The sequence below is a fragment of the Alkalibacter saccharofermentans DSM 14828 genome (assembly GCF_900128885.1).
Lineage (GTDB): Bacteria > Bacillota > Clostridia > Eubacteriales > Alkalibacteraceae > Alkalibacter > Alkalibacter saccharofermentans.
Genome location: NZ_FQTU01000018.1, coordinates 24,621 through 36,353, shown reverse-complemented (window position 1 = coordinate 36,353; position 11,733 = coordinate 24,621). Strand labels below are relative to the sequence as shown.

The 11,733-nt window shown below is 37.0% G+C and carries 11 protein-coding genes and 1 pseudogene; 6 read left to right on the top strand and 6 right to left on the bottom strand.

Features of this window, described 5'->3' with window-relative positions; translation table 11 throughout:
- Positions 1–371: 371 nt before the first annotated feature.
- Complete coding sequence (locus BUB93_RS10455) at positions 372–641, top strand: hypothetical protein (protein ID WP_073271874.1); 270 nt, start codon at positions 372–374, stop codon at positions 639–641.
- A 388-nt stretch (positions 642–1,029) separates the two neighbouring features.
- Positions 1,030–4,188 (top strand): DEAD/DEAH box helicase, encoded by a 3,159-nt coding sequence (locus BUB93_RS10450; RefSeq protein ID WP_073271869.1) that lies wholly within the window; start codon positions 1,030–1,032, stop codon positions 4,186–4,188.
- Positions 4,189–4,371: 183 nt separating this feature from the next.
- Here the strand turns inward: BUB93_RS10450 and BUB93_RS11485 are convergent.
- The 3 genes and pseudogenes from BUB93_RS11485 to BUB93_RS10435 all read right to left on the bottom strand — a co-directional run.
- A pseudogene (locus BUB93_RS11485) lies at positions 4,372–4,515 on the bottom strand (ATP-binding protein); the annotation flags it as partial.
- Positions 4,516–4,732: 217 nt separating this feature from the next.
- Entirely contained in the window at positions 4,733–4,999 is a 267-nt protein-coding gene (locus BUB93_RS10440) for a hypothetical protein (RefSeq protein ID WP_073271867.1), read from the bottom strand.
- Between the two features lie 176 nt (positions 5,000–5,175).
- Positions 5,176–5,610 carry a transposase gene (locus BUB93_RS10435; RefSeq protein WP_073271864.1) on the bottom strand — a complete coding sequence of 145 codons (435 nt, stop codon included), beginning with the start codon at positions 5,608–5,610 and terminating at the stop codon, positions 5,176–5,178.
- Between the two features lie 226 nt (positions 5,611–5,836).
- Here BUB93_RS10435 and BUB93_RS10430 point away from each other — a divergent pair, with 226 nt between their 5' ends.
- From BUB93_RS10430 to BUB93_RS10410, 4 genes are all read left to right on the top strand, one after another.
- Positions 5,837–6,019, top strand: a complete 183-nt coding sequence (locus BUB93_RS10430; protein ID WP_341465288.1) for a tyrosine-type recombinase/integrase — start codon at positions 5,837–5,839, stop codon at positions 6,017–6,019.
- A gap of 367 nt (positions 6,020–6,386) precedes the next feature.
- On the top strand, positions 6,387–7,388 hold the full coding sequence (locus BUB93_RS10425) for a virulence RhuM family protein (protein WP_073271861.1): 1,002 nt from the start codon (positions 6,387–6,389) through the stop codon (positions 7,386–7,388).
- Between the two features lie 21 nt (positions 7,389–7,409).
- On the top strand, positions 7,410–7,610 hold the full coding sequence (locus tag BUB93_RS10420) for a hypothetical protein (RefSeq protein ID WP_073271858.1): 201 nt from the start codon (positions 7,410–7,412) through the stop codon (positions 7,608–7,610).
- A 755-nt stretch (positions 7,611–8,365) separates the two neighbouring features.
- Entirely contained in the window at positions 8,366–8,908 is a 543-nt protein-coding gene (locus BUB93_RS10410; protein WP_073271854.1) for a DUF2284 domain-containing protein, read from the top strand.
- A gap of 389 nt (positions 8,909–9,297) precedes the next feature.
- Here BUB93_RS10410 and BUB93_RS10405 read toward each other — a convergent pair whose 3' ends face one another.
- Genes BUB93_RS10405 through BUB93_RS10395 form a run of 3 tightly spaced genes read right to left on the bottom strand, consistent with a single transcriptional unit; the run spans position 9,298 to position 11,672 of the window.
- Positions 9,298–9,816 (bottom strand): YkoP family protein, encoded by a 519-nt coding sequence (locus tag BUB93_RS10405; RefSeq protein ID WP_073271851.1) that lies wholly within the window; start codon positions 9,814–9,816, stop codon positions 9,298–9,300.
- 43 nt (positions 9,817–9,859) lie between these two features.
- Entirely contained in the window at positions 9,860–10,567 is a 708-nt protein-coding gene (locus tag BUB93_RS10400; protein ID WP_159432081.1) for a polysaccharide deacetylase family protein, read from the bottom strand.
- The gene (locus BUB93_RS10395) at positions 10,560–11,672 is read right to left on the bottom strand and encodes an MGDG synthase family glycosyltransferase (RefSeq protein ID WP_242945508.1); all 1,113 of its coding nucleotides are present in this window, start codon (positions 11,670–11,672) and stop codon (positions 10,560–10,562) included. Before BUB93_RS10395 ends, BUB93_RS10400 begins: the two co-directional genes overlap by 8 nt.
- Between the last annotated feature and the right edge of the window lie 61 nt (positions 11,673–11,733).

The window sequence follows — 11,733 nt, the reverse complement described above, 5'->3', positions numbered from 1 at the left end:
CTTTTTGATCAGCTGCAGAAATGATACAGCAATCATGTTTGTACTTGGAAATATCAATTCCAACAAAGTACATTGACATAGAGAAACACCTCCTAATTTGATAAATTTAGCACTGCTGTCTTCCACAGAGAATTCGGCTGTGTAATCACGTAAATACAAACGTCAAGCGTTAACAAACTGATTAACAGTAATAGACGAAAAGCTGTGGTCTGAGTCACCTCCGAACAGTCAAAGCTGTAAAATATGAAATACAGATCCACAGTGCTTTTATAAATATATCAAAGATGGGAATAGAAACCCAGAGAACCTGGGAGAAAGGAATTAATCAAATCACCATCTAATGATGATTTGATTATACGAGAAATATGAAAATGAAAAAATGCAAAAACTGCTCATATCCATTTAGTTGGGGCGACGTTTTCGGATCAAATATTTCCGGGTTTAAAGCCATCCGATGTAAAAATTGTAAAACTGAAAACAGTCCTGACAGCATCTATAAGATCGCAGTGATACTTTTAGACGTAGGACCGTTGTTATTATTTGGTTTTGTTCCGGCATATGTACCTATAGCTCTTATCGTATCTGTGTTGTTTATCTCCCCATTTTTTGCGAAATATGAATTAGGCGATAAGAAAATGTGATTTTAGTTGAGTGCTTTCTTTGAAAGCTTGAAATATATGTAATTGGACTGGTTGCTTACATAATGGCAGGTATGATCATGCGGACTGCAAATGATTACTATGATATATGGTCTGTTAGAAGAGGTGGCAAGCTTTTATGAATAGTTGTTGCATTGATTATTAGTAGCTCATACCAGTTAAAGAGCTTTTATCATAAATTTTTAAAAGGAGGCGCTTGTGGGCAAGGTTCTGAAGCAACAGCATTATGTTTTGCAAGGGAGGCATAGCTCAAACCTTCGCTAATAAACTTATACAGTTATTGTAGCATTAGAATATTCTTTAAACAAAATAAATTAAAAATAAACACAAGTACTGATAAATGGTGCTTGATTTAAAGAGGGGGAATATTGTGAAACGATTACTAGTATTTAAAGGATATAATTTTCAGAAAGGCTACAAAGATAAATTAATCGAGAATTGCTTGCCGTTATTCGATAACGAAAAAACCTTAGATGGTTTGACTGACCTAATGAATAATATTAGCTTAAATGATTTATTTGCGAAGATAACTACTGAATCTGTTTTGTACTGTCTTTATGAAGAGTTAATTATTATTGATTCAAAGCAATTGCTAGGAGTATTAACACAAAGTTCTGTTCAAATTGACTTGATGGACAATAACTATTTTATTAATTCGTATTTGATGAATTTTGAGGAAAAAGATACGGAAGTGTTAGTAAAGCATTTTGAAAGTAAACAAGATAATTTAGTTCAAGTTTTGTATTCAGACATCAAACTTCTTGATGGTATTGATATTGCTTTTGGAAAATATAATGCGTTAGATCTTGAAAGATTTAACTTAATTCAACAATATGATTCTATTAATATTCCGGATATTGATGTTGTTGAAAAAGTATCTAACGATATGATAATGGTAACTGACAAAGATCCGGAAGGTAATTTGAATAGGTTACTGTTAAGAGCAAAATTAAATGAAATCAGTAAAGTTTGTATTATAAGTCACTCAATAAATTCACAAATGATTAGGTTGTTTCTTTCAAAGATTTCTACTTGCAATGTAAAAATATTACAGACGAAAGCAGAGGTTCATTACAAAGAAGTACCTCAAAATCGATTGTTTGAATATGAATCAATATTGAAAAGAAAAGATGAAAATTTCAAATTTAAGATGTTTGATATTTATTCAGATCCATATGAATCAAAAGAAATGAAGAAAATATGTCAATCACAAATTATTCACGAAATTATACAAAATGTTGAATATGCTCAATCGCAAGATAATAGAATGAGGGATACTTTTGTTACAGCACCAACTGGTACTGGAAAATCGGTTATGTTTCAAATCCCAGCTATATATATTACCGAAACATTTAAACCTCAATTAGTTACAATTGTTCTTTCTCCGCTTATTGGATTAATGAATGATCAAGTAGAGCAAATTTCTAGCATGACAGATAAAGCTGTAACGATCAATTCGGATTATACTCCCGATGAGAAAAAAGAAGCTTTAGATAGGATAAAGGAAGGCGACTGTTCGATTTTATATTTGTCACCAGAGACGCTCCTTTCGAATCAAGATATTACAAATCTAATTGGAGAAAGAAAGATTGGACTAGTAGTAGTAGATGAAGCACATACTGTAGTTACATGGGGAAAAAGCTTCAGACCAGATTATTGGTATTTGGGAGAGTATTTGTACAGGCTGAGAAGTAATTATGATAATCACAGATTTCCTGTTGTTACTTTCACAGCAACAGCAACAATAAATGGCACTGAAAATATGCATCAAGATATTATTGATAGCTTGAATATGACGGCTACTAGCTATATTGGTTCAATAAAAAGACCAGAGATTAAATTTGAACATCGAATTAAAGAAAAAGCACTTGATTATAAAGGTGAGAAAGATGAAATTGTATGTAATGAAATCTTGAATTACACAAATCAAAATTATAAAACGCTCTGCTATTTTCCATATAAAAGCCACATTAATAACATAATGAGATTGTTACCAAAAGAAGCTAAAAAGACAGTTGGGATTTACACAGGATCAACAAATAAACTTGAAAAAGAGGCAACGCTTAGTAGCATACACAGAGGCAATATCAATGTTGTGCTTGCAACAAAAGCTTTTGGAATGGGGATAGATATAAAAGATATAAGTCAAGTATATCATTATGCGCCAACGGGAACAGTAGCTGATTATGTTCAGGAAATTGGTCGTGCAGCTAGAATTCATGGAATGGCTGCAAACGCATGTACTGATTATTTTAGAGAAGATTTTGGACATATCAATAGATTACATGGAATGAGTAGCATTAGAAATCACGAAATAGTTGCAGTAATCAAGAAAGTGCTTGAATTGTTTGAGCAAAACAAAACTAGAAATTTTTTAACAAATCCTGAAAATTTTGCTTATATTTTTGGCGCTTCAAGGAACGAAGATATTAATAACAGATTAAAGACAATTTTCTTAATTATAAAGAAAGATTTTGAAAGGGATCATACAATCAATTATAATCCGTTGATTTTTAAGCCACGAAGCATGTTTACAAAAGGATATTTTCTAATTAAAGATGACTACATCGATACTTTAAGAAAAACCAAATTTATGAAGTATTTTAAATTGCATATGACAAAAGATGACTTGAGGCATCAGGAACGAAATAACACTGATGTAACTTATGAAGGTGATGTTTATGAGCTTGATTTTAAAAAGATCTGGGAAGAGAATTTTAGTGATATTTCGTTTGGTGAGTTTAAAAGAAAATTTTATTTGGATGATATTAATGGGTTAGAGAGAGCTGAAAATATATTGCCTAAACTTGTAATGCAGATTAAATCAAAAGAATCAAGTTTTTCCGAAGTCGTAGCTTTATTCTCGAATGACATTGAGATATTGATTGATACGTTAAATTCATTTAAAAAGAGTAAAAAATATTTTAGAGTTGAAGAGTTGGGCGAAGCAATCTATAAATCAATTGAGAAGGTTGCAAGTCAATATGAGGGAGAACTTATAGCTCAAAATGTACTTAATCTGCTTATTGAAAATCCACAAAAAAACATACAAGCACCCAAATCAATTATTGTTAATAATACAATTGGTATGTATAAAATTGAGAGTTCGACTTTTGAGAGACAACTTAAAGAGATATCGAGAATTGCGAAGAGTTTCTTTAAAATGTCAGGAGAGAGCAATTCTAAGATAAAGTTAATTAGCTCTGATAGAGAGCTAATCAACAAGATGTCATCGAATAAATATATAAGAATGTCAATGATGTTGGAGTTCTTTGGGTATGCTACATTTAAAATTACGTCAGGGATATTACCCGAGTTTTTTATGCGTGTAAACAATCCTAGCGCTCTTCGAAAGATTATATCAAATGAAAATTACAAAAGTAGAACTGTTACTGCTATTCATGAAAGGCACCATGAAAATGTAAAATTGATGAAATATCTATTCGAAAAAGTTGATACAGATAATGCAAAATGGGATTTTATAGAAGATTACTTCTTGGGATTTACAGAAAAATATTTAGTTGAATAGATAAAATATTGGTGATTACAAAACGAAGTTTGGAATAAGAAAACCTAATATAAAAAAACGAATATCAGCTCGTACAAGTTTGATACGTCAAGCTATTAATAGAGCAGATATTAAGATACCATTAGTGTCAACTCCGGATTAAAAATGATGGAATAGCCGGGTGAAAATTGACCCAAATGCCGGCTACTCATTCGCCGAAATATCCGCCGGCGGTACTGAAATTAGACCTGATTTTTGTCTTTGGCGAATCCTGTAGGAATCACCACGGATATTTATAACATGTGTATGATTCAACAGTCGATCAAGTAAAGCCGTTGCAATCACTGGAATCACTGGAATTACTGGAATTAAAGGGAATTAAAGGGGACACTTCACAACCAACTGTCAAAACTGACATTAAGGGTGCATAAAAACATCCTTAACCTTTGTTGCTGTGATTAAATAATTAATCATAGCGAGATGTCGAAAGGCAAAAAACGCAAATAATCACAACAAAACTAATCCACCGGCATGGAGGATAGCAGGAGTTTGGTTTTAATTGTCCTTATGAAGCTTTAGGATTTATGAAATCCAGGATCTCTGGGTAGATGTTCTGATACTTGGTAATCGACTTGATTAGCTCGTAACCCTTGTTGCAAAGATTAGCTGCCTGGCTTGCAGTAATGTTGCCTAAAGTCTTGCAGATGTCCTTGTATGTGAAATCGCAAAGACAGCGCATCAAAAAGGCAGATACAGCTCTTGCATCTGAAAGGCTGCGGTTATATTTGACGTTGATGAAGTTGGGGATCTCAGTTCTAAGAGCTGATTCCACTGCATCAAGGATTTCATGTGGAGAATAATCCCTGTAGATTACTACTCTTTCGCTTTTGTAAGCGTACTTGTCGTTTTTGACATAATCTTAGCAACAGCTCTCGTACAGCTGCGCTGTCCGAGCTCGCGGACTTCGTCCAATATCTATCTCCCAGTTCAGCACATTTAAAGCAAGCTTTATGCACTTTCTGTCCAATAACTGCTGTTTCTCAGTTTAGCGCGAAAATCGGGAATGTCTTTGGGGTTGTTGTGGATGTATGCTGATACCACCAGGTTATATACATCATCAAATACAGCTCTGCTTAAGAACCTGCCTTGGAAAACATGACCGTGCCTTCTGTACTTTTTGTTGTAATACTGGGCATAGCAAAGATTGACGCCATGCATGAACTTGGACATGTCAGATCCCCTAGGGTCCAGCTGTATGTGGACATGGGTATCCATAAGGCAGTATGAGAGTATGCTGCACTGGAATTTCTCGCAGTACAGTGCTAGAAGCTCTAAGTATTTTACCTTGTCTTTGTAGTTTTTAAACAGGGTAAGCTCACTTATGGAGCGGCACATCACATGGTGGACGGTATCCGGAGCTTTTATACGGGCTATGCGTGGCAAAGGAAACACTCCTTTCACATTCAAATATTTTGACGTAAAAACGAACAAGTGTTCTTAAAAGTATTATTACATATTTATAGCATGGATGCAAGAAGAAGTTTAGTAAGGTAAATAATATATTGTAATTAGAGTTGCTTGATGGGATAATAAAGGTAGATTTGAGAAGTGTCCCGATTCTTAGATTCTTAATTCTTATTTTGTCTGATGATAATATTGCACGTTTCATATCTTTTCTACTGAGGTTCCGGACAGAGTAACACCTCATATGTTTCGTCATAGTAGAGCTCTTAATCTATACAGAAAAGGTGTGCCATTACCTCTTATTTCTGAATGGCTAGGTCACTCAAATTTCGAAACTACCTTGATCTATGCTTATGCAGATAATGAATCCACAGCGTTGGTCACGTAGCATTAGGGATCGGTCAATTGATGATAAGGGTTGGCTTAATCCCAAAAAGTCACAGGATAACGATCTGAAAATTTTATAAAGATTATAACGAATTTTTAAGGTTTGCATGACAACTATGTTGACAAACTCCTTTGATGAGAAGATGATTTCAGAAAAAGAATTCATCAAAATCAAAGCTGAGTTGGAAAGAAAATACAAAATGAAACGAGGGTTATGTGGTTAAGTTGTAACCACTGTGCTAAAATTAAAATAACAATTAGGAACATATAGGACATAGATGAGCTATCCGGAATTACCGGATAGTTCACTTGAAAACGTCAGCAGTGTCTGATGAATTTGAAGCTACATATGGAGAAGGAGGGTTACATTGGAACACAATAATGATTTGCTTATTTATCAGACAGAAGACGGTAAAACAAAAATAGATGTAAGACTTGAAAATGAAACCGTATGGATGACACAGAAGGCGATTGCTGAGCTTTACCAAAAAGGTGTTAATACCATTAACGAACATATAAAAAACATTTATGCTGAAGGTGAACTTGAAGAAAATCGAACTATTCGGGAAAACCGAATAGTTCAAACTGAGGGAAATAGAGAGGTTGAGAGAACAGTACATTTTTATAACCTAGAATTAATCATTGCTATTGGCTACCGTGTACGTTCTAGTCGAGGTACACAATTTAGACGATGGGCAACGGAAAGGTTAAATGAGTACTTAGTCAAAGGATTTACCATGGATGATGAACGCCTTAAGGGCATGCGTAACATTGGTGATGATTACTTTGATGAGCTTTTAGAGCGTATCCGTGATATTAGAGCGTCAGAAAAAAGATTTTATAAGAAAATCACGGACATCTATGCCCTATCTATAGACTATGATGGAAAATCAGAAGAAGCTAAAAAGTTCTTTGCAACGGTGCAAAACAAGCTTCATTTTGCTATTCATGGTCATACAGCAGCAGAACTCATAGAACAAAGAGCAGATGCCTCAAAAGACAATATGGGACTTACCACTTGGAAGGGTAACAAAGTGCGTAAAGGAGATATTACCGTTGCCAAGAATTATTTGACGGAAAAAGAAATAAAATCTCTCAATCGTGTTGTAACCATGTATCTAGATTATGCAGAAGATCAAGCTGAAAGGCGTAACCCAATGTATATGAAAGATTGGGAAGAAAAGCTCAATGCCTTCCTAAAATTTAATGAGCGAGACATACTTACTGGAGCAGGTTCTATTTCTCATGAAGTAGCAAAAGAGCTAGCTGAAAAAGAATATGAAAAATTTAATCAAAAGCGTTTAAATGAACCTGAAAAAGATGACTTTGATGTTTATTTAGAAGAGCATGAATGGACACACAAAAAATAATAGACTAGAGGTGGTGTGAAGATGAGCGTTAATACAATAATGAGTTCAATAACAAGATATGAAAAAGAACTTTTAAAGCTAGAAAAAGCTATGGCTGATGAACTTAAAAAAGAATCTGATAAAAAGAAAAAAATATCTAGTTTAGAAAAACAAATCCGTCAAACGAAATCTCAAGCATCTGTAAACTCCAAACTCCTAGAGTACTATCATAATAATCTTTGATTACAGAAAGTTTAAATTCATCAGAGTATTTTTTGGTCATGGATATGCCCCCTTATTTTCAGTATACTTTAGTGTCCCCATTTTGTATACTTTTCAGGGTGCATTCTAGTTCTCAACTAATCTACTCAACTAATCTATAAAAACGACATAATGGGTGTGAATAAGCATCCGTTTTTTCTATCGCAAGGATGAATTTGTTAATCTATTTAAATGGTAAACTATATTCCATAGATTACAGATCGACTGTTCTCAGATGGTATAATTCCATCTATAGGTGAGAAAATGATGGTTGATTGGATAATGTATGGAAAAATCCAGTAGCGACCGTTTTACGTTCGTAAAAATGTTGTTTTGTTATCTTGATTCGTTGTAAAATATATATGGAAAGATAAAAAGAACAAAAAACCGCTTGTTATAAGAGGCGCTAGGCAAGTTGACAAGACGGTGGTTAATTGATACGGGCGAAAAAATTATACCGGTTGAAGTTAAGGCAGAAACTAATCTTAATGCTAAAAGCCTTAAGAGTTATTTTGATAAGTTCAATTCATCAATTTCTGTTAGAACGGCTATGCTTGATTATAAAAAGGATGAGTGGCTTATTAATATTCCATTATAAGCAATAGAAGCAATAGAACGTGAAGTGCATCATAGTTTGCATAACAATATCAGACAATAAGCGTGATGACGAAGAAAAGCGTCAGTAACCTGTGCTTCTGTGGATCCTGAAAAAAATGTAAATGAAAAGAGTTGGTTACATGAAAACGAACAGTATAGAAGATGAGATAAAAAATTTTCCAATCCAAGAGTACTCATTTTTTAAATCAAAAGATGTTGTTTTTTCTGATGAAGTTAGAGATTTATGTGAAAAAAATACGTGTGGACTGTATGGAACTTCCTGGGCTTGTCCTCCCGCCGTTGGAACGACTGAAGAATGTCGCAAGAAATGTAGCCAATACATGGATGTATTTATGTTTACTACCGCCACAAAGATGAAAAATAGTTATGATGTTCAAGGATGGTTGGATGCTAGAAAAGAACATGAAAAATTAACCGATCAAGTGGGGCGTGTTTTTAGAGAAAATTATGAAAATTTATTAATTCTATCAACAGAAGGCTGCTCGGTTTGCAAGAGCTGTACATATCCCAAGGATCCTTGTCGTTTCCCTGATAGAATGTATCCAGCTACAGAAGCTTATGGAATTCTTGTGATGAAACAAGCTCAAGTATGCAATATAAAATACAATAATGGCCAGAATACCGTTACGTATTTTAGCATGATATTTTTTAACAGAAGTTGAGATTTTTGGATCATTTTATTAAAATTTGAATTTCCATTTTCTCCATTGGTATGATCAATTTGTTAATCAAAAATGTCTAGTAAAATAATCACAACAAAACTAATCCACCGGCATGGAGGATAGCAGGAGTTTGGTTTTAATTGTCCTTATGAAGCTTTAGGTTTTATGAAATCTAGGATCTCCGGGTAGATATTCTGATACTTGGGGATTGACTTGATCAGCTCATAACCTTTGTTGCAAAGGTTAGCTGCCTGGCTTGCAGTGATATTGCCAAGGGTCTTGCAGATGTCCTTGTAGGTGAAATCGCAAAGGCAGCGCATCAAAAATGGAATAAAATGGGGTCACTCCAAACCGTCCCCTGTGCTTTCCCGAGGAATGGGCTCGTGTAGTCATTCCTCAGCCAGTTCTATCAGTCTCGCTGCGGAGATCCAGACCTCCTGGGAGCTCCGATGTTTGGTTCCCTTCTTCTGCGTATAAGCATGATAAATCAAGCGGTCCCACAGGTTCAGAAAAGCCTGGAGAGACCGTTTTTCTATGGGGAATATCTCAAATCCATATTTCAACACAAACGGATACAGAATCGTTCTTCCGAAGAATGCTTTACAATCGTGAAACTCCCCCTCCTTCAGGATTTTCCCCATTTGGACAAACTCCCCTTTGATATCGGAGTTGAACTGCCTGAAATTGGACATATCCACCCTTGGCATATTGTTGTTGTTCACATGGAATTCCCCGATGCGGTCCCCCGGACTGACCACGGTGCCATCAGCCAGTGTGCGTTTGCTTCCTCGATAAGTTTTCATACTGAGAAATATATAGTTGACCTTTGAGCCCGGGACCAGCTGCCAACCCTCCTTATTACTCAGGTATTTTTCAAAGACATTCAGCAGGGCTTTTGCGTTCACCATGCTCCTCACCTCCTGACGCTGCGGCGCTCCTCAAAGACCCGGATTAATCAAGTCCGACATCAAGGTTGATCAGCTCAACCCCTTTGCGTTCACACCAAGGAAGGAAAAGTCGCAATGCATCCAGCATGTGATTCGGTGCACCGTTCTCTCCTCCGCTATCGTGGAGCACGACGATATCTCCCGGTCCACAATCCTTCAGTCTGTTGAAAATACTCGACGGAGACGTCTCTCTAAGCCAATCATCCAGTTCCACAGACCAAAGGACGATTTTCAACTGTCGAGCTTTTGATTCTTTCGCGGTGCACAGGTTGAACGTCCCCCAAGGCGGTCGGAAATACCGGGCTTCGACTCCCAGCTTCTTCAAAATCTTTATGGACTTTGCAAATTCTAGACGGGTCATCTCGGGGGTGCTGAGCCAGGCGATTCGGTGGGACAATGAATGCATGGCAACTGTATGGCCTTCAGCCTTCATCCGTCGTATCAGGTCAGGATGCTTTCTGGCCTTTTGCGCTACGACAAAAAAAGTCGCTTTAGAATCGTGTTCCAGCAATAGATCCAGAAGCTCCTCCGTATAGCCGGGATCTGGTCCATCATCGAAGGTCAGGGCGATTTGAAAACCACGGACTTGCACCCTCCTGATGATATGTTTCGAATGGTTTCTCATCCAGTAGTTGGGCAAAACCGTATAGGAAGCGGCTGCCGTCAATCCCAGAAGAATGCTAAAGATCTTCAACTTTCGATTTCTAATCATCTTTCTCTCCCCATTCATTCCTGTTCGTGTCAAGAATCTTCTCTGCAATCAGACGGGTATTGACGCTTTTTCTCACCTTTTTAAGATTGTCGACGATCCGGTCCCGGTTTTCTGCATAAAGCATGGAGATGATTGCCTTCTTCAGCTCCTTTGTATTCGCGGTGATGATTCCTAGCCCTTCTTGGCGGATGAATTTGCAGTTTTCGATTTCTTGTCCCAGCTCGGGATTGTAAACTATGGTGGGTAAAAGGGATACGATTGCTTCGAAAACCGTGATCCCTCCAGCTTTGCCAATCAGGATGTCAGACATATGCATGTACTCCGGCATTCTGTCGGTATATTCGATGACTTTCACGTTTTTCAGTGAAAGCTCCTCAACCTTCTCTTTTAGCTTTGAGTTTTTCCCGCTGATCAATACGGCCCTGACATGGTCGATGCTGTTGAGCCAGCGGTAAAACGAGGATTTTTCCGGGATGATTCCCAGCGCTCCCCCCATGATTAGGATGATACGATTCCTAGAATCGTAGCCGAACTCCTCCTTCAAGGCGTTCTTGTCGTAATTGCTGTAAAATGCTTTTCGCACAGGGATTCCGGTTACTATCAGCTTATCCCTGGAGATCCCCTTTTGCTCGAGCCTTATCGCGATGGATTCATGGGGAACGAAGTAGAGATCGTTTTTGCCGTGAAGCCATTCGTCATTGTCCACAACGTCTGTAATGCAGGTGTATAATGGGATAGTGCTGTTATATGCATCCTTGTACAAGGACATGAGCTCCGTGCTAGATGGAAAACTTGACAGAACGCAAACCGGCTTCATTTCGCGCAGCAATTCGTCGATTTTCTTCAAATGGCTGGAAAAGAAATCCTTTCTATCGTGGATAAAGCTCCACGGTCTGCGGTGGTAATAGTAAAAATTGTACACGTGGTGATCAGCGCTGATAATTTTATCGAAGCTGCGGTACATGATCTTCGAATTGCGGGAAAATATCAGCTCGTTCGTATCGACTACATGGATCCGGTAATTCGCATCGATGCTTCGGATGTGTTCCTGGATTGCCTTGGATACGGAAACATGGCCTGCACCGAAATGGGTTGTCAGGATCATAAGATCGCATTGACTTTGCATAGCTCTCACCTGCCTAAATGATGATCTGATATTTGGCCCT